16 protein-coding genes are annotated in these 17987 nt (G+C 66.5%); 10 read left to right on the top strand and 6 right to left on the bottom strand.

Annotation, left to right across the window (positions count from 1 at the left end; genetic code table 11):
- Positions 1 to 110: 110 nt before the first annotated feature.
- The 3 genes from CUREI_RS02185 to CUREI_RS02175 all read left to right on the top strand — a co-directional run bounded on the left by CUREI_RS02185 (position 111) and on the right by CUREI_RS02175 (position 3450).
- Positions 111 to 986, top strand: a complete 876-nt coding sequence (locus tag CUREI_RS02185; RefSeq protein ID WP_038609929.1) for a sulfurtransferase — start codon at positions 111 to 113, stop codon at positions 984 to 986.
- A 91-nt stretch (positions 987 to 1077) separates the two neighbouring features.
- Positions 1078 to 2865 (top strand): acetyl-CoA carboxylase biotin carboxylase subunit, encoded by a 1788-nt coding sequence (locus tag CUREI_RS02180; protein WP_330216993.1) that lies wholly within the window; start codon positions 1078 to 1080, stop codon positions 2863 to 2865.
- A 72-nt stretch (positions 2866 to 2937) separates the two neighbouring features.
- Entirely contained in the window at positions 2938 to 3450 is a 513-nt protein-coding gene (locus tag CUREI_RS02175) for a GNAT family N-acetyltransferase (RefSeq protein ID WP_038609926.1), read from the top strand.
- A gap of 269 nt (positions 3451 to 3719) precedes the next feature.
- Here the strand turns inward: CUREI_RS02175 and CUREI_RS02170 are convergent, their stop codons facing one another.
- The 3 genes from CUREI_RS02170 to CUREI_RS02160 all read right to left on the bottom strand — a co-directional run bounded on the left by CUREI_RS02170 (position 3720) and on the right by CUREI_RS02160 (position 9965).
- On the bottom strand, positions 3720 to 7148 hold the full coding sequence (locus CUREI_RS02170; protein WP_038609923.1) for a pyruvate carboxylase: 3429 nt from the start codon (positions 7146 to 7148) through the stop codon (positions 3720 to 3722).
- Positions 7149 to 7312: 164 nt separating this feature from the next.
- Positions 7313 to 8719: an NAD(P)H-quinone dehydrogenase gene (locus CUREI_RS02165; RefSeq protein ID WP_038609920.1), complete on the bottom strand. Its 1407-nt coding sequence runs from the start codon at positions 8717 to 8719 to the stop codon at positions 7313 to 7315.
- A 64-nt stretch (positions 8720 to 8783) separates the two neighbouring features.
- Entirely contained in the window at positions 8784 to 9965 is a 1182-nt protein-coding gene (locus CUREI_RS02160; RefSeq protein WP_038609917.1) for an amidohydrolase, read from the bottom strand.
- A gap of 113 nt (positions 9966 to 10078) precedes the next feature.
- Between CUREI_RS02160 and CUREI_RS02155 the strand changes: the two genes are divergently transcribed.
- The gene (locus CUREI_RS02155; protein ID WP_038609914.1) at positions 10079 to 10276 is read left to right on the top strand and encodes a hypothetical protein; all 198 of its coding nucleotides are present in this window, start codon (positions 10079 to 10081) and stop codon (positions 10274 to 10276) included.
- Positions 10277 to 10489: a hypothetical protein gene (locus CUREI_RS12180; RefSeq protein WP_144242387.1), complete on the top strand. Its 213-nt coding sequence runs from the start codon at positions 10277 to 10279 to the stop codon at positions 10487 to 10489.
- Positions 10490 to 10501: 12 nt separating this feature from the next.
- Here the strand turns inward: CUREI_RS12180 and CUREI_RS02150 are convergent, their stop codons facing one another.
- Both CUREI_RS02150 and upp read right to left on the bottom strand, forming a co-directional pair.
- On the bottom strand, positions 10502 to 10903 hold the full coding sequence (locus CUREI_RS02150) for a helix-turn-helix transcriptional regulator (protein ID WP_038609911.1): 402 nt from the start codon (positions 10901 to 10903) through the stop codon (positions 10502 to 10504).
- A 114-nt stretch (positions 10904 to 11017) separates the two neighbouring features.
- Positions 11018 to 11653, bottom strand: coding sequence for a uracil phosphoribosyltransferase (gene upp / locus CUREI_RS02145; RefSeq protein WP_038613737.1), 636 nt, complete (start codon positions 11651 to 11653; stop codon positions 11018 to 11020).
- An 85-nt stretch (positions 11654 to 11738) separates the two neighbouring features.
- Between upp and CUREI_RS02140 the strand changes: the two genes are divergently transcribed.
- The 5 genes from CUREI_RS02140 (at position 11739) to CUREI_RS02120 (ending at position 16816) form a co-directional block, all read left to right on the top strand.
- Positions 11739 to 12020: a hypothetical protein gene (locus CUREI_RS02140; protein ID WP_144242386.1), complete on the top strand. Its 282-nt coding sequence runs from the start codon at positions 11739 to 11741 to the stop codon at positions 12018 to 12020.
- On the top strand, positions 12017 to 13099 hold the full coding sequence (locus CUREI_RS11770; RefSeq protein ID WP_236627244.1) for a C40 family peptidase: 1083 nt from the start codon (positions 12017 to 12019) through the stop codon (positions 13097 to 13099). Before CUREI_RS02140 ends, CUREI_RS11770 begins: the two co-directional genes overlap by 4 nt.
- Before the next feature lie 10 nt (positions 13100 to 13109).
- On the top strand, positions 13110 to 14348 hold the full coding sequence (locus tag CUREI_RS02130) for a hypothetical protein (protein WP_038609906.1): 1239 nt from the start codon (positions 13110 to 13112) through the stop codon (positions 14346 to 14348).
- Positions 14349 to 14437: 89 nt separating this feature from the next.
- Entirely contained in the window at positions 14438 to 15568 is a 1131-nt protein-coding gene (locus tag CUREI_RS02125) for a TRIC cation channel family protein (protein ID WP_201773335.1), read from the top strand.
- A complete protein-coding gene (locus CUREI_RS02120; RefSeq protein ID WP_038609903.1) occupies positions 15569 to 16816 on the top strand; it encodes a D-alanyl-D-alanine carboxypeptidase family protein in 1248 nt (415 codons plus the stop codon).
- Here CUREI_RS02120 and CUREI_RS02115 read toward each other — a convergent pair.
- Complete coding sequence (locus CUREI_RS02115) at positions 16776 to 17870, bottom strand: YhjD/YihY/BrkB family envelope integrity protein (protein ID WP_038609900.1); 1095 nt, start codon at positions 17868 to 17870, stop codon at positions 16776 to 16778. The two genes, CUREI_RS02120 and CUREI_RS02115, sit on opposite strands and share 41 nt — an antisense overlap.
- Positions 17871 to 17987: the final 117 nt, after the last annotated feature.

The following is a 17987-nucleotide window of genomic DNA, read 5'->3' as shown; positions in this document are numbered from 1 at the left end:
GTGCGCGGCAGCCGTATCTGTATCGTTGACGGTGGTTTGTTACCCGCCGTCAGGTGGCGTGTTCGCGCGAGAAAGCTGCGCGGACGCGGGCGAAAAGAAAGGTTGCCGGCATGGGCATCGAGCTCGACAACACCCCCCAGTTCCAGGAGTACGCGCACCCGGAGAAGTTCGTCACGGCCGCGTGGCTGTCTGCGCGCCTGGGCGTTCCGGGGCTGAAAGTTGTGGAGAGCGACGAGGACGCGTTCCTCTACGACATCGGCCACATCCCGGGCGCGGTGCGCATTGACTGGAAACGGGATTTGAATGACCCGCTGGTGCGCGACTTCATCGACGGCGAAGCATTCGCCGCCCTCATGCGTTCGCGCGGCATCAGCCGCGACGACACTGTGGTGGTCTACGGCGACTCCTCCAACTGGTGGGCGGCCTACACCGCGTGGGTGTTTGAGCTGTTCGGCCACCCGGATGTTCGCCTGCTCGACGGCGGCCGCGATGCGTGGATGGGCGAGGAGCGCGACACCTCCTTCGTCGTGCCGGAGTACCCGGCCACCGATTACCCGGTGGTGGAGCGCCAGGACGCTCCCTTCCGCGCGTTTGCGGCGGACTTGCTGGAGCACACGCCGGCCCAGCTTATCGACGCACGTCCCGCTTCCGCCTACCTGGGCGAGAAAACGCACTCCGAATCCATCGCCGCCCCCTCCCTGCGGCAGGGGCACATTCCGGGAGCGGTGAACGTGCCGTGGGGCCGGTCCGTCTTCCCTAACGCCCGCTTCCGCCCGCTGGACGACATCAGGGCCATTTACGAGCACTTCGACAAAGACGCGGAGACGGTGGTGTACTGCCAGCTCGGCGAGAGCTCGTCGCACACGTGGTACGTGCTCAAGCACATTCTCGGGTTCACCAACGTGGCGCTCTACGACGGCTCGTGGGCGGAGTGGGGCAACATGGTCCGGATGCCCATTGCTAAGGGCCAAGCGCAGGGAGACTAGGCGCGCTAAGGCCAGGGAGCTGTAACATGGTGCGACGTTTGACCGACGTTTGTAACGGTTTCTTTCTCCGATTGAAGGACGGGATAGCTTCGTGCCTACCACTGCAGCGACCACTGACCTCTCCCACAGCGTGACCAAGGTGCTGGTGGCTAACCGCGGCGAGATCGCCGTGCGTGTCATCCGTGCCTGCTTGGACGAGGGGCTGGCGTCTGTCGCCGTGTACGCCGAGCCCGACGCGGATGCGCCGTTTGTCCAGCTCGCGGACGAGGCCTTCGCGCTGGGCGGTGCAACCGCCGCCGAGAGCTACCTGGACATGGACAAGGTGATTGCTGCTGCGAAGAAATCCGGGGCGGACGCGGTCCACCCCGGCTACGGCTTTCTCTCTGAAAACGCGGAGTTTGCCCAGAAGGTTATCGACGCCGGTCTTACCTGGATCGGCCCCTCCCCCGCGTCCATTGCGGCCCTCGGCGACAAGGTCACTGCCCGCCACATCGCGGAGGCCGCGCAGGCCCCGATGGCACCGGGGACGAAGGACCCGGTCTCGGGCGCTGACGAGGTTATCGCCTTCGCCGACGAGCACGGTCTGCCCGTTGCCATCAAGGCGGCGTTCGGCGGCGGCGGCCGCGGCATGAAGGTGGCCTACACCCGCGAGGAGATCCCGGAGCTCTACGAATCCGCCACGCGCGAGGCCACAGCCGCGTTCGGTCGCGGCGAGTGCTTCGTGGAGCGCTACCTAGACAAGGCCCGCCACGTAGAGGCCCAGGTGCTGGCGGATCAGCACGGCAACGTCGTCGTCGTGGGCACCCGCGATTGCTCGTTACAGCGCCGCTTTCAAAAGCTCGTGGAGGAGGCGCCGGCACCGTTCCTTACCGACGAGCAGCGCGAGCGCATCCACGCCTCCGCGAAGGCCATCTGCCGCGAGGCCGGTTACTACGGCGCGGGCACGGTGGAATACCTCGTCGGCGCAGACGGCCTGATTTCCTTCCTGGAGGTCAATACCCGCCTGCAGGTCGAACACCCCGTCACCGAAGAAACCACCGGCATCGACCTGGTGCGCGAGCAATTCCGCATCGCCCGCGGCGAAGCATTGCGTATCGACGGCGATCCCGTCCCCCGCGGCCATGCCATCGAGTTCCGCATCAACGGCGAAGACGCGGCCGCGAACTTCATGCCCGCCCCCGGCACGGTGACCGCCTACGCGGAGCCGGCCGGCCCCGGCGTGCGCGTGGATTCGGGCGTGCGCGCCGGTTCTGTGGTCGGCGGCCAGTTTGACTCCATGCTGGCCAAGCTTATCGTCACAGGCAGCACCCGCCAGGAAGCCATCGAGCGTGCCCGCCGCGCTCTCGGCGAGTACGTGGTGGCCGGCTTTCCCACCGTGATCCCGTTCCACCAGGCCGTGGTGAATAACCCTGCGTTCATTGGCGACGCGGACAGCTTCGACGTCTATACCCGGTGGATCGAGGAGGAATGGGACGGCGAACTGCCGGCAGCCCCCGCCGGTGCCGACGCCGGCACCGACACCGCATCGGAGGCGTCCGCGCGCCGCACGTTTACCGTAGAGGTGAATGGCCGCCGCATCGAGGTCGCCCTGCCGCAAGAGCTCGTCGCCGTAGGCCCGGCCAAGCGCAAGCCGAAGAAGCGCCAGGCTAACAAGGCCTCCGTCTCCGGCGACGCCGTCGCCTCCCCCATGCAGGCCACGGTAATCAAGGTCAACGTCGAAGAGGGCGCCGAAGTGGCTGAGGGCGACGTGTTGGTGGTTCTGGAAGCCATGAAGATGGAAAACCCGGTCAAGGCCCACAAGGCCGGCACCGTCACCGGGCTGGCCGTCGAGGCTGGCGGGCATGTGAACAAGGGCGCCGTGCTCATGGAGCTCAAATAGGCTTCCACTCAACGGGGTAGGCGTCGGGCAGGCGCATGCGTCGAAACGACTCGACGGGTTAACGTGGTGCGCATGGATTACACACCTGAGTTCCACTTGCGCGAAGCCACGGAGTCCGACCGCACCTACTTGCGGAGGCTGAACTACCTCACCGACGTCTTCGGCGACGAGGGCGCCAACGTGGGCGACAGCGAACGCGAAGGCGCCGAGACGTACGTGAGCCAATGGGACCCGGAACGCGAAAGCGGCATCGTGGCGTTCGACCAGTTCGATGTGCCTGCAGGCGGGGTGTGGTTGCGTTACTGGCAGTCGCCTGACGACGGCCACGCGAACCTCTCCCCCGACATCCCCGAAATCGCCATCGCGGTGGAGAACCGCTACGCCGGCCACAGGTTGGCGGTAAAACTACTACAGGCCGCCGTGGACCTAGCAACGCGCCAGGGAGCACCAAAGGTGGCGCTGTGGGTGGACCCTGACAACGAACGGGCGCGCCACCGCTACGAGTCTTTTGGCTTCAAAGACGTGGCCGGCCACAACAATGTCATGGCCGTCGACGTGGAGGACTTCCGCGCAGATAGCAACTAGCAGATCCGGCCGTTATTGCACACGGGTTTCAACATCACCTGGGCAAACGTCAAGTTGGACGCGTGATCTACTAGTTCTCTGGATTCGTGTACGCGGCGCGCGGCTCACGGCGCGAATCGTCTAGTAGCCACCACAAGCTGCTATACGATCACGCCGTTATTGATAATTCGTTCCAACATCACCTGGGCAAACGCGCACGCGGTGCCCGGACCGTATAGCAAACACCGCGCGGCCGCTATACGGTCCGCGCGGTGATGCGTGAGAGCGGTTTAAGCGATGACCACCACGAGATCGCCACCTTCCACCTTGGTCGGCTGGGTGAACGCGACGCGTTCGACCTTGCCGTCCTTGGTGGCGGAGATCGCGGCTTCCATCTTCATGGCCTCGATGGTCGCGACCGGGTCGCCGGCCTTAACCTCGTCGCCCTCCTTCACCGTCACGGTGACGGCGCCAGCGAACGGCGCTGCGACGTGGCCCGGGTTGGAGGAATCAGCCTTCTCCACCTCGGCGACGGAAGACTCCGCGGACTCGTCGCGCACGGTGATCGGGCGGACCTGGCCGTTGACGGTGAGGATGACCTGGCGCATGCCCTTTTCGTCCGGCTCGCTCACCGCGTCGAGGCTGACCACGAGCGGCGGGCGGTTCTCGTCGATCTCGCCGTACCAGATCATCGTCTCCTCGCCCTCTTCGAGGCCGTAGAAGAATGCCTTGTCACCCAGCTGGTCGGTGATGCCGTAGGTGCGCAGGTGCTCCTGGTACTCGGCGTACTGCTTCGGGAAGAGCAGCTGGTCCAGGGCCGCGCGGCGGGTGGCGTGGTCCTCGGACGCCAGGTCCCCGGCGAGCTCGTCCGGCACCTGGACGGTGTGGTCGACCTCGGAGCGGTTCTCCAGCGCCTTCTCGCGCAGCAGCGGCCAGCCGCCCGGAGGCGTACCAAGCTCGCCCTGCAGGAAGCCGATGACAGATTCGGGGATGTCGTACTTGCGCGGGTTCTCGGCGAACTCCTCCGGGCTGACACCCTGGCCCACCAGCTGCAGCGCCAAGTCCCCGACCACCTTGGAGGACGGAGTGACCTTGGTTGGGCGGCCCAGGATCTCGTTCACGCCTGCGTAGTAGTCCTCAATGAGCTCGAAGCGGTCCTCCAAGCCCAGAGCCTTCGCCTGGGTGCGCAGGTTAGACAGCTGGCCACCCGGAATCTCGTGCTTGTACACGCGACCAGTCGGACCCGGGATGCCGGACTCGAACGGTGCGTACACCTGGCGCACGGCCTCCCAGTAGGGCTCCATGTCGAAGACGGACTGCAGGTCGATGCCGGTGTCGCGCTCGGTGTTGGCGAATGCCGCCACCAGCGCGGACATGGACGGCTGAGAGGTGGTGCCGGCCAGCGGCGCGGAAGCGACGTCCACCACGTCGGCGCCGGCATTCGCCGCAGCCAGGTAGGTGGCCAGCTGGCCGCCCGCAGTGTCGTGCGTGTGCACGTGCACCGGCAGGTCGAAGCGTTCGCGCAGCGCGCCAACCAGCTTGGCGGCGGCAGCCGGGCGCATGAGGCCAGCCATGTCTTTGATGGCCAGCACGTGGGCACCGGCCTCGACGATCTGCTCGGCGAGGTTGAGGTAGTAATCCAGCGTGTAGAGGTCTTCGTTCGGGTCGAGCAGGTTGCCGGAGTACGCCATGGCTACCTCGGCGACGGTGGTGTTGGTCTCCAGCACCGCGTCGATGGCCGGGCGCATCTGCGAGACGTCGTTCAGGGCGTCGAAGATGCGGAAGATATCGATGCCCGAGGTGGCCGCCTCCTGCACGAACGCCTTGGTCACCGAGTCCGGGTACGGGGTGTAGCCAACGGTGTTGCGCCCGCGAAGCAGCATCTGGATGTTCACGTTCGGCATGGCCTCGCGGATTTCGTCCAGGCGCATCCACGGGGACTCGTGCAAGAAGCGCATGCCCACGTCGAAGGTGGCGCCGCCCCACGCCTCCACGGAGGTCAGCTGCGGGGTCAGGTGGCCCACGTGCTTCGCCGCCGCGACGAGGGTGTTAGTGCGCACACGGGTGGCCAGGAGGGACTGGTGAGCGTCCCGGAACGTGGTTTCGGTGACACCGAGCGCAGTCTGGTTGCGCAGCTTCTCAGCCCATTTTGCTGGCCCCAGCTCCAGCAGATCGTCACGTGAGCCGCGCGGCAGGTCGCCGTAGGTGTTCTCCGGCAGCTTCTTGGACGGACGGATGTTGGTCGGGCGCGGGCCGTTGGGCTGGTTCACCGTCACGGACGCGAGGTAGTTGAGGATCTTGCCTGCGTCGTCGGCAGCCGCGGGCGCCTCCAGCAGGTGCGGATGGTCGGCGATGAAGCCGGTGTTGATGCGCTCGTGGCGGAACTCCGGCTCACTCAGCAGGGCGCGCAGGAACCCGATGTTGGTGGACAGGCCGTTGATGGTGAACTCGTTGAGGGCGCGCAGGGCGCGGTCCACTGCCACCTGGAAGTTGCGGCCGCGGCAGGTCATCTTCACCAGCAGCGAGTCGAAGTTCGGGGTGATCGTGGTGCCCACGGCGACGTTGCCGTCGAGACGCACGCCCGCGCCACCCGGGGACTGGTAGCCGGTGACCACGCCGGAGTCGGGGCGGAAGCCGTTGGCCGGGTCCTCGGTGGTGATGCGGCACTGCAGCGCAGCGCCGTTGAGTTCGATGAGGTCCTGGGTGAGGTGGACATCTTCCAGCGAAGCGCCAGCAGCGATGTACATCTGGTTCTTCACGATGTCGATGCCGGTGACTTCCTCCGTGACCGTGTGCTCGACCTGCACACGCGGGTTCATCTCGATGAAGACGTGGTTGCCGGCCTCGTCCACGAGGAACTCGACGGTGCCGGCGCCCTCGTAGTTGATTTCCTTGCAGAAATTCACCGCGTCCTGGCAGATGCGCTCGCGCTGCTCTTCGGTGATGTGCTGGGCCGGGGCGATCTCCACGACCTTCTGGTGGCGGCGCTGCACGGAGCAGTCGCGCTCGAAGAGGTGGACCACGTTGCCGTACGAGTCGGCCATGATCTGCACCTCGATGTGCTGCGGGTTGATCACCGCGCGCTCGATGTAGACGTTCGGGTCGCCGAACGCGGCTTCCGCCTCGCGGGAAGCCTCCGCAGCAAGCCTCTCGACGTCCTCCGGCTTCTCAATGAAGCGCATGCCACGCCCGCCGCCGCCGGCGACGGCCTTGACGAACACGGGGAACTCGAACTCCTTGGCGTACTCCGCCAGCTGCTTCGGGTCTGCGGACGGCTCAGAGTCCTTCAGCACCGGCAGGCCCGCCCGCTCCGCTGCATGGACCGCGGCCGACTTATCGCCGGTGAGGTCGAGGGTCTCCGGGGACGGGCCGATGAACTTGATGCCGTTGTCGCGGCACGCGCGGGCGAGCTCGGCGCGCTCGGAGAGGAACCCGTAGCCGGGGTACACCGCGTCCGCACCAGTCTTCTTTGCCGCCCGGATGATTTCGTCGATGTCCAGGTAGGCCTTGACCGGTTGGCCCGGCTCGCCGATCTGGACTGCCTCGTCAGCGAACGGGCGGTGGAAGGAGTTGCGGTCTTCGCGGGGGTAGACGGCAACCGTCTTCGCGCCGGTCTCAAACGCTGCTCGGAACGCACGCACGGCGATCTCACCGCGGTTTGCCACCAGGATCTTGTTAAAGCTGGGAAGGTCGTGCAGAGGAAGATTGTCCGGGTTCATCGGGCTCCTTTCGCAAAGGGGTTTGCGGTCATAAGGTTACGGGCAGTTTAATACAGATCACATCTTTTCCGGGCCGCGTCGGGGGAAAGCGCGGGGGTACAAAACGCGGGCCGCCGTTCACTGCGGCCCGCGTTGTAGGGGGTAGGAGACTCGTCGCCCTGCGCCTAATCCAGGTCGGAGTGCGTGATGAGGCGGCGCGCCGCTTCAGTGATGGAGCCAGACAGCGACGGGTACACCGCCATCGAGTTGGCCAACTGCGTGACGGTGAGGTTGTTCGTCACCGCGATGGTCAGGGAAAGGATCAGCTCGGACGCGGTCGGCGCAACAATCACGCCGCCGAGCACCTGGCCGGAGCCCTTACGGGCGAAGATCTTGACAAAGCCGTACTGCAGCGAGCGCATCTTCGCGCGTGGGTTGGTGGCCAGCGGCAGCTTGTAAATGTCCGCTTCAATCTCGCCGTCGCGGATCTGCTGCTCTGTCACACCCACCGCCGCGATTTCCGGACGGGTAAATACCGCGTTGCCCACCGTCTTCAAGCGGATGGGGCTCACGCCCTCGCCCAGCGCGTGGTCGACGGCAGTGCGGCCCTGCTGCGCCGCGACGGACGCCAGCGGCATGAGGTCGGTGCAGTCGCCGGCGGCGTAGATGCCCGCGACGTTGGTGCGCGAGACCCGGTCGACGTGGATGTGGCCGGACGGGGTGACGTCCACGCCCGCGGCCTCAAGGTTCAGGTCCGCGGTGTTGGGGACGGAGCCGATGGACATCATCACGTGCGAGCCCTCGATGGCGCGGCCGTCGGTGGTGTGGACGATGACGGCGTCGCCGGTGTTTTCCACGCGTTCAACGCGGGCGTCCTTTTCTAGCTGCACACCGCGGGTCGCCAGCACGTCCTCGAGCACGTCGGCGGCATCCGCGTCGTCGTGAGGCAGGATGCGGTCGCGGGAGGCGACCATGGTCACCTTGACCCCGAGCTCGGCGAATGCGGAGACGAACTCAGCGCCGGTGACGCCGGAGCCGACCACGATGAGGTGGGAGGGAAGCTCCTTCAGGTCGTACATTTGCCGCCAATTGAGGATGCGCTCGCCGTCGGGCTCGGCCCCCTTGAGTACGCGCGGGCTCGCGCCGACGGAGACCAGCACCATGTCGCAGATGATCGTCTCGGCTGTGCCGTCCGCCATCTGCACCTCGATGCTGTGGGTGGTGTGGCCGGTCTGCTCGTTGCCAAAGCGCGCGCGCCCCTCGATGAAACGCACGCCGCTGCGCTCCAGCTGGGCCTGGATGTCGCCAGACTGCTCCCCCGCGAGCGATTGCACTCGCTCGTTGAGCGCCAAAAGCGACAACTTCGCGTCGCCCAAGGCGTGGCTCAGCCCCATATCGTCGGCTCGACGGAGGTCGTTTTTGATGTTCGCACCCGCGATGAAGCTCTTGGAGGGAACGACGTCCTTGCGGATCGCTGACCCGCCCGCACCGCTGTCTTCAATGATCGTGATGTCCGCACCGTACTTGGATGCCATCAGCGCGGCCTCGTAACCGCCGGGGCCACCACCGATGATGACGATCTTCTTGGACAAAACAGCTCTCCTCGTGGGTTGTGTGACGGGGTCCAAACAACGCCACAGTGTACCCAGACGCGGCCTAGTCTTCGCCCGGGTGGAAGTACTTTTCCACGATAGAGCCGAACAAACGCACCCCCACCCCGATGGCCCGCTCGTCCACATTGAGGTTGCCCTGGTGCAGGTCGTGGTGCTCACCCTCGCCGCTCCAGACGCCCAAGCGCATCATCGCCCCCGGGATGTGCTCCAGGTACCAGGAGAAGTCCTCTCCGCCGCTAGACTGCGGCGCCGCGACCACAGAGTGAGGGTCCACAGCACGGGCGGCTTGGACGGCCAAGGCGGTGGCCGCGTCGTCGTTGAGCACAGGCGGGACGCCCCGGATGTAGTCCAGGTGGTAGGTACAGCCGGTGGGTGCGACCACCAGGTCGATGAGGTCGGTGAGCAGGTCCTCGATCTCGCGCCACGTGGCGATATCGGCGGTGCGGACAGTGCCCTCGAGCACGCCGCGTTTGGGGATGGCGTTAGCGGCGTCGCCCGCTTCCGCGTGGCCGAAAACCAGCACCGTGCCGGTGCGCGGGTCCACCCGGCGCGACAGCAGCGCCGGGAGCTGAGTGATCAGCGCACCCATGGCGTAGACCACGTCGGCGGTGAGCTGCGGGCGGGATGTGTGCCCGCCGGGGCCCTGCACCTCGATGCGGATCACGTCGGAGGCGGAGGTGATGGCCCCGGTGCGCACGCCGATCTCCCCGACCTTGATGTGGGGCTCAGCGTGCACCGCGTAGATGGCGGCGACGTTGTCGAGCGCGCCCCATTTAATGACGTCCAGCGCCCCGCCGCCCATGACTTCCTCGGCCGGCTGGAAGATCACGCGCACGGGGTGGCGCAAATCCACCGTGGACAGGGCGCACGCGAGCCCGAGCGCGACGGTGGTGTGGACGTCATGGCCGCACGAGTGGGACACCCCGGGGTTCGCGGAGGCGAAACTTAGCCCCGTCTGCTCCGGCACCCGCAGCGCGTCGATGTCCGCGCGAAACGCCAGCCGCTTGCCTTCCGCCGGGCCGAGATCCACGTAGAGACCGGTTCCCGGAAAGAGCACCGGGGACAGGCCGTAGCTCTGCAGCGTCTCGGCGAGAAACTCGGTGGTCTCCACTTCCTCGTTGGACAGCTCCGGGTGCGAGTGGATGTGGCGCCGCCAGCCAATCACACGCTCCTGGTTCTCTGCGAACCAGCGATCTACCGCAGCGGCGATTCCAGCGTGTTCCACGTGCGCTCCCCTTATTGGTCAGTCTCAGACATCCTCTTTCGCTGCAACGAGTGTACGCCCACGACCTCGAAAGTAGACAAAGCGGTGCGGAGCCCGTTGTTATACTGCTGTCTATGACTTTCAGCAAGGTTGTAACGACTGTAGCCACCGCCGCCGTCGCGCTGACCAGCCTGGCAGCCTGCAGTGCCATCGACGAGCGCAACGAACAGAGCACCGTGGCATCCACGGAGACAGTAATGTCCACCGAAACTGTGACGCGCGAACAAACGAGCGCCCCCGCACCTGCCGCAGGCGGCGCCAACACCAAATAATTGCCTCGGGCAGTCACCGGGTACACCGATGAGGCCCGTGCTGAGATGGCCGAGGACGGCCTGGCCGAGGCAGACGTGCAGGCCGTGGTGGACGCAGCCCGCAGCGGCAGCGCGGAGGTCGAGTGGGATGACGACGGCTACGGGGAACTGGAGTGGCACAACATCGACGTCGACATCACCCCGGACGGCCTGGCGCGCGAGGCCGACCGGTAACCCGGACACCGTCTAGAACGCTGGCGTGTCGCTCGGCGCGCCGCGGCGTAGATACGTGTCGCGGAAGCGGGCCGTATCGCGGGGGCTGCGCGGCCACTGGAACCGGATTGGCGCAGGTGCATCCACGTCCACCAGTAGGAAGCAACCGTCGACATGGTCCGCCGCACCGGGCAGCAGCGCGGCAGGCGGGACCTGCAGGGCCGAGGCCAGCCGGTAGCACGTGCTCAAGGTGGGGTCGGCCACCTTGGAGTTGTAGTCGTTGCGCTCCAAGTTCGAGATCAGCGAGCGCGACACACCCGCAAGCTCCGCCAAGCGCGACTGGCTCAAGCCCCGCATCAGCCGGATAGCGCGCACGCGCTCCCCTAACCCCAGCGCGTAGCTCGCCCAGTGCGATTGCGGCAATACGTCCCCCATGCGTTCCCCCAAGATATCCCCGTGCGCCGTACGCTTCCCACAGCGTGCGACTTGTTACGCCACGCAATGTAGCGCGGGATGGGCGGGCGCGCCACCGGAGGAGCGTCGTCAGGCTTACAGCTCGATGTTGCGGGGGCCGTAGAGGCGGTCACCGGCGTCGCCGAGACCAGGGACGATGTAGGCGTCCTCGTTCAGCGAGGGGTCTACCGTGGCCGTCACCAGACGCACCGGGCCGCCGTGAGCTTCGAGTTTGTCCACGCCCGGCTGTGCGCTAACCATGCAGATGCAGGTGATGTCGTCCGCCCCGCGGCCAACCAAGAGGTCGATGGCGTGAATGAGCGAGCCGCCGGTGGCGAGCATCGGGTCCACGAGGAACACTGGCCGGCCCGAAAGATCGTCCGGCAGCGCTTCCATGTACGGCACCGGTTCATGGGTCTTTTCGTCGCGCGCCAGGCCGATGAAGCCGACTTGCGCGTCCGGGATCATCGAGAGCGCGGGGTCGATCATGCCCAGGCCAGCGCGGATGATCGGCACAATGATCGGCGGGGTGGCAAGACGCGTGCCGCGCGCGGTGGCGACGGGGGTTTGGGTGTCGAACTCCTCCACCTCAAGGCCACGCGCTGCTTCGTAGATCAGCATCGCACCCAGGTCCGCGAGCGCCGCGCGAAACGCCGCGTTATCCGAACGCCTGTCGCGCATGATGGTCAGCCGCGACGCAGCAAGGGGATGGTTGACAACCTGAATATCCATGCGGTTCATGCTAGTTCACGCCTGGGCGCGCCAGCGTTTTTTCAGCGTCGCGGAACCGCACCGGGGTTTTGCGCGTCCAATGGCCATGACTGTTTTTCACATTGACCCCACCGCCGTGTCCGCGATGACCGACTCCCTGCGCGCCGACGCAGCGCAGCTGCAATTGCTTGACGACGTCAACGTGTCCGACCTCTGGCCCCTCGGCGAATTCAGCGCCGCGCTGAGCCAGGCCATTACAAAAGCAAACACCGACGCGGAGGCGCTGCGCGCTGAAGCCAACCGCATCGCCGCGGCCATGGACCTTGCCGTCGATGCCGCCGTAGCGGTCGACGACCGCACGTGCCGGAAGCTGGAGGCGCCGCTATGAAAAACGCTGGCGCGGCACTCGATATGCTGGGGCGCTTCACCGGCCCCGCGGATGTGACCGGCAACCGCACGCTCGACTTTGGCCTGGACGTGCTCGGCACCGCCGGCACGCTGTCGACAATGCTGCCCGTTGACCTTCCCACCCTGCCGGGATTTCACATGCCGGATTTCAAGGACTTCAATCCGCTGGCGCAGGTGGCCAACACGTCGGGTGCGTCCCGCGCCGACGCCGCAACCGCACTCGCGGGGTACCGCGCGACAATCAGCGACAGCCTGCTGCGCGGCAGCGCGCGGATTAGCACGGCGGCCTTCGAACTCTCGTCCATCGCCGCAGGCCTTGTCCGCAATGCCATGGCCGCGCCCGCTGTCGCCGCTTCACCCGCGGGCCCTCTCGGCGCCACCGCGTTTGTCGCCGGGCTGATCGCCGACGCACTCAACAACGCAATGCAGGTGTTAGAGGCATTGGAGAAGGACCTGCACTCAATTGCGGGCGCGCTCACCGCGGAAACGTCCGCCGCGATGGGGCGCGCCGTACCGGGCCCGGGGCCGATCACGGAAAAGGCGCACGGGGACCTGCAGCGCCTCGCATCCATGACCGTCGCGCCAGCCCCGGCCGCACCGGCCCCGGAGCCGCCGGGGACACGACCCGCGGCCGCCGTCGCCGCGCCACCGCCGCCAGCGCCTGTGCAGGCCTCCGCGCCGCCGCCGGAACCGACACCGACGCAGGCGCCCGGCTCCCCGGTCGGTGCAGCCGCCGTCGCGGCTGCGAAGAGCCAGCTCGGCACGCCGTACGTGTGGGGCGGCGCCACGCCGGGTGGCTTCGATTGCTCCGGGCTGACCTCGTGGGCCTACAAACAGGCGGGGCTGGACATCCCGCGCGTGGCCGCGGATCAGACCGTGGGCAGGCAGGTGTCCTACGACGAACTGCAGCCGGGCGACTTGGTGCTGTGGTCCGGCCACGCCGCCATGTACGCGGGTGACGGCATGATGATTGAGGCTGGTGACCCAGTGCAGATGAACCCGGTGCGCACGGAGAACCTGGGCATGACCTTCCGCGGATTCTGGCGGCCGACCGGCTAGAGTTTGCCGCATGACTACGCGCGCGATTGTCCCAGTCAAGCTCTCCCTGACCGAGGGCGATTTCTACACCCTTTGGGCTCCCACGTGGAGGGAGAAGGGCAGCGAGTGGCAAGCATTTATGGGCGACGACCAGTCCGTCCTGGCCTTCCACTCCCCCGAGGAGTTGTTGGCGTACGTATCATCCACCGACACCCACGACTTGGTGGACCACCCGCAGTGGGAGCAGTTCCAGGCCCAGGGAGACGACCGCGTGGTGCCGGACGAGAAGCACTACTACGACATCATCGGTGCGCCAGAGTTCTTGGCGGGCCGTCCGAGCCACGAAAACGTCGCCAGCCTGTCGCGAGTGTTCCAGATCGCCCGCTCGCTTGCCGACGTCGCCTCCGCGGAGCAGGCGCAGATCTTCTTCGCCTCCCACTCGATCTTGAGCAACGTCTCCCGCGGCTCCGAGCACTACGCGGGCGACAACGGCCTGTCCGAGTGGTCCGGCGTCGGACGCGTCGTGCTGGCCAACTGGCAAGACGTGGTCGCATCGCTGGACCAGGCGGTCAGGGTCGTAGACACCAGTGACCTCGACGCGGACCGCGTTGCCGCCGCCGGTGCCGCCATCACCGCCGCAGCCGAGGCCCGCACCGCCGCCGACGAACAGGCACGCGCAGACGAGGAAGCTCGCGCCGCTGCGCAGGACCCGTACGACTCGTCTGCGTGGGGCCGCGCCGGCATCGACCCGGTGAAGATCACCATCCAGGGCCAAAGCGTGTACACCCTGCGCACCTACCTGAACGGCTCGCCGGTGTTCCTGGGCAAGTACGGCGAGATCTTCACCTTCCCGTCCACCAAGCACCTGGGGCGCTGGTTGCTGGAGAACAGCGACCACGACCTCGCGGGCGTGTCCACCTGGCAGGACCTCATCGACACCGCCAACGCGGGCGAGCTCACAGTCGAGGTGCACCCGGACAACTCGTACTCCTTCAACGGCATCGCCGACGACATTGCCAACGGTACCGACGCGGTGGACGTGAAGCAGATGGCCAAGGCCTACGAGCTCCTCGCGGACGCTGCGGACTGGGCGGGCGACGATTCACTCAATTCCCTGCTGCTGGCTAACCCGCGCATGCAGGATTACCTGGCGTACATGCTCGGCTCCACCGAGGCCGCGGGGTACGTGCCGTCCGCGCCGTTTACGGATAAGGCGGAGACCTGGACCGAGATGGAAAACCAGCTGATCAAGCGCTTCTCCAAGTTCTAAACCCCGCCGGGCACTGGAGGGGCCAAACGCTCCGGGGTCGCGGTGCCCCGATATGCCCGGCGATCGTGCCACCTTTACAATTCCCAGCTATGGCAGTGGACCAGGTCGACCCGCTCATCAGCTCCATCTATCACTGGATGGACATTTCAGGAGTACTGCTGATGGGCATCATCGGCGGCACGCTGGCGCGCCAGCTCGGATACGACATCGTCGGTTTTTTCTTCATCGCCATGCTCTCCGCCCTGGGCGGCGGCATGTTGCGCGACGTGCTGATTAACCAGGGCACGGTCGCCGCGATGAGCCAGCCCGAGTATCTCATCTTGGCGTTTACCGGCGCGTTGATCGCCCGGTTCACGTACTTCAAGGGACGCGCCTGGGAGTTTTTGCAGTCCCACGGCGACGCGCTCGTGTCTGCGCTGTGGGCCTCTACCGGCGCATCGAAGGCCATACAGTACGGCCTACCTGTACTGCCCACCATCATGATGGGCGTCTTTACCGCTACCGGCGGCGGAATGATCCGCGACGTGGTCACCGGCCGCGAGCCAAGCGTCTTCGGTGGCAATCAGCCCACGGTGATCCCGGCGGTCGCCTGCGCGGTGATCACGCTGCTGGGCAACGCCACTGGCTACTTGGCGCTGGCGATGATCGTGGGCCCCGTGGTCAGCTTCGCAATGTTCCTGTTCGGCTACTACGGCAATTGGCGCATCTCCACCGACTCCGACTTCGCGCCCGTGAACACGACGGTCAACGCCACCGCGTCGCAGGTCGCTCACTTGGCGCGCAAGGCCGAAGACAAGTCCCGCGCGGTCGCCCGCGAGCTCGAGCCCACGCGGGTGCGCTCGTGGCGCCACCGCCAGATGGAAAAGGCGCTGCAGCGCCGCATCGAAGCTGAGATCCGCAAGGGCAAGCGCCCGGCTGAGGCGATGAGCGACGCTGACGATTTCCTCACCGAGTTCACTTCCCAGTTCCCCGCGATCGACGCGGAGATGCTGGCGGCCGCAGGCGCCTCGGCCCCGGAGACCAACGATGACGAGGGGCTCTTCGACGGCATCGGCGTGGACCTCACCGGCGATTCGTACGACGACGAAGGCGCTGAGCCGGACCCGGCCGAGACGGAGGCGATGAACGCGGACATGCTGGACATCATCCTGTCGGACGACGCGTTGACCGACGAGCTCATCGAGCGCCTCTCCGCACGCTACAAACAAAAGGATGCGTAGGTGAAGCGCGCGGTGGCAGCTGCGGCGGCGCTGAGCTTCTGCGTATCGACGCCAGCGTTCGCCCAAGACACCGAAACACCCGCGACAACTCCGTCAGAGGCCGGCCCAACCGTGGGCTACTACGACGACGGCGGCAACTGGATCCCGCCGAGCCGGGGCCGCGCCCCCGAGACGGACCACTGCCCGCAGGCGACCTGGCCGCCGGAGCCGGTCTCCACGTCGGAGCGCGCAGCGTCTTCCCCCGCGCCACTGCCGGTGCGCTTCCACGGCCCCTGCGGCGTCACCGCCACCGGTGGCTACAGCGTACCGGACGGCGTGGTCGCCTCGGCCTGGCTAGTCGCCGATCTGGATACGGGCGAGGTGGTGGCGATGAAGGACCCGCACGGTCGCTACCGTCCCGCCTCCATCATCAAGGTCCTGCTGGCGCTTACCGTCATCGATGAGCTGCCGCTGGACCAGAAGGTGCCGGTCTCCGCCGAATCCGCCGGGCAGGAGGGCTCCGCGGCCGGCATTGGCGAAGGCGGCGACTACACGGTCGAGGATCTCCTCACCGGTCTACTGCTGGCCTCCGGCAACGACTGCGCCCACGCGTTGGCCCAGGCGCTCGGCGGTGACGAGCTCACCCTCGGCAAGATCAACGCGCTCGCGCGGCGACTGGGGATGCACGACACCCGCGCAACCTCCTACTCGGGGTTGGACCACGCTGGCATGTCCACGTCTGCCTGGGACATGGGGCTCGCCTACGCCGCTGCGTTTGCGAACCCGACGTTTGCACGAATTGTCGACACCGAGCACTACCGCTTCCCCGGCTTCGACGGGTTGCCGCCGTTCGAACTGTGGAACGACAACCAGCTCTACCTCAACGACCCGGACGGCATCGGCGGCAAGACCGGGTACACCGACGACGCGAACCATACCTTCGTCGGCGCCGTCGACCACGAGGGGCGGCGCCTGCTGGCCGTGGTGCTCGACACCGCGGCCTACGACCACCGCGCGTGGGAGCAAGCGCAGATGCTGCTGCATGAGGCGTATGGGGTGCGAAGCTCCGTCGCAAAGCTTGAGCCCTTGGCAGCACCAGCCGCTCCGACAACGGCGAAAGCCGCCCCCACCCCCGCGCCTGTGGCTGGGGAGGAGACGGCCTGGGACCGCTGGCAGTCCTACGCGGTTGTGGCGGGCGTGCTCGTGCTCGCCGCCGGAGCTGCTGCAATCAGTCTCGCGACAACAACGAGGCAACGCCGACGCCGATAGCGCCGAGGGCAGCGCCCACGCCGAGGGCCTTACCGGCGGCGTTCTGCTCGTCCCTGCCGCGCACGGCGCCCGCGCGGACGTTGATCACAGCCGGCTCCGGAACCTCAGCCGGTTCCAGCGCCAGCGACTCGTCCGTGGTGGCGGTCCACGCGGCGACGTAGAGCACCACTCGCCAGATCAGGTACAGCAGCACCATGAGAGTAATGATCGGGCCGAAGATCGCGCCCGCGGGGTTGCCCGTAGCCGACGAGATGACCAGGCCGGCAAACTGCTGCAGCACGGCAAAGATCACCGCGCCGAGCAAGGCACCCTTCAGGCCCGACTTCACCGGCACCTTCGTGCGCGGCATGTACATGTTCACCCACAGCATGACCAGGAAGCTGGCCAGGACGCTGACCAAAAAGCCGACAATCCAGACCACCGCACGCGAACCCGGGAAATCCCCGATGCCGAGGCGATCCATGGCAGTAGACGTCCAGCTGGACACGCCGATGGCGGTCACCGCAGCTGCCACGACGAACAGCAGGATCAGCACGATCAGGCCGAGCAAATCCGCCAGCTTCTTCATGGCGAAATTGCCGCCCTCGTTCGCATCCACCTTCCACATGGCGGACACGCCCACGCGCAGGTGATTCATCCAGTTCAGGCCGGACCACAAGGTGGTGAGCAAGCCGACGCCGGCGACAGCGCCACGTTGCTCAATGGCCTGGTCGATCACCTGGTTCACCATGTCGCCGAGATCCCCGTCCAGGGACTGGGTGATCTGGTCCTGAATGTCGCGCATCAGGTCCGGGCGGGCGTTGAGGAAGAAACCGAGACCCGCGAACATGAGCATCAGCAGCGGGAATAGCGCCAGGACTGAGAAGTACGTGACGCCGGCGGCCATCTGGTTGCCGCCCTCGGAGCCAAAGCGGTCGTTCATGCGCAGCAGATGACCGGCGGCGTGAGACTTTTGCTCCACCTTGTCCTCTAGGCCCTCTTTTTGCTGCTTCGAGGCGCGTTCAATGCCTTGTTCGTCGGTGTACGCCTTGCGCGGCGCGGTCGAGGTAGCCATCGACGTCCCTTCAAATATGTGTCCTTTACCGAAACACATCGTAGAGCAGGCCGTGCGATGGCGGGGCGGCACCGGGGCCGAGTGGCGGCAGACTCTTCGCACACCACATCAGTTCAG

The sequence above is a fragment of the Corynebacterium ureicelerivorans genome, assembly GCF_000747315.1.
GTDB lineage: Bacteria > Actinomycetota > Actinomycetes > Mycobacteriales > Mycobacteriaceae > Corynebacterium > Corynebacterium mucifaciens.
Note: the sequence above shows the minus strand (reverse complement) of the source record. Positions and strands in the feature narration are given on the sequence as shown.